The organism is Xenorhabdus entomophaga, assembly GCF_037996725.1.
Lineage (GTDB): Bacteria > Pseudomonadota > Gammaproteobacteria > Enterobacterales > Enterobacteriaceae > Xenorhabdus > Xenorhabdus khoisanae.
Genome location: NZ_JBBMXH010000292.1, coordinates 1 through 730, shown reverse-complemented (window position 1 = coordinate 730; position 730 = coordinate 1). Strand labels below are relative to the sequence as shown.

1 protein-coding gene is annotated in these 730 nt (G+C 51.1%); it reads left to right on the top strand.

Annotated elements, in window-relative coordinates:
- The coding region (locus AAC854_RS22835) for a phage major capsid protein, P2 family (RefSeq protein ID WP_340619090.1) at nt 1-730 on the top strand (730 nt) is incomplete at both ends.

Below are 730 nucleotides of genomic sequence, written 5' to 3'. Positions count from 1 at the left end.
TGCTGGAATCGGTCGAATTTCTTAACATGATTACCTGTGCGGATGTGGATCACCTTTCCGGGCAGGTCGTATCGGTCGGTAATCCGGGACTCTATACCGGGCGTAAAAAAGATGGCCGTTTTATCCGTGCTACGGGTGTCGATGGTAATGAATATAAACTGGTCGAAACTGATTCCGGTGCCGCGCTGAAATGGGACTTGCTCTCTATCTGGGCGAACTCCGGCAGTGAAGAAGAGTTCTTCCAGAAAATGCAGGCATTCACTAATGAATCTTTTGCTCTGGATATGCTGCGTGTGGGCTTTAATGGTCAGCGTGTGGCGGAGACAACCAAACCGGATGAAAACCCGAACGGCGAGGATGTGAATATAGGCTGGCACCAGATTGCCAAAGAGTGGAACGAGGGCTCGCAGGTTGTCACTACGCCAGTAACACTGGACGAACACGGCGATTTTAGATCACTGGATTCGATGGCCTCAGCGCTGATTAATACCTGCATTCCTCAGCAGTTCCGCCATGACCCACGTTTAGTGGTACTGGTTGGGGCGGATTTGGTGGCAGCAGAGCAATACCGGCTTTATCAGGCAGCCAGCAAACCGACAGAAAAGATTGCGGCGCAAATGCTGGAAAGCACCATTGCCGGACGTCCATCAATGATACCGCCATTTATGCCGGGTAAGCGTATGATTGTCACTATGTTGCCGAACCTGCAAATTCTGACCCAGCGCAATAC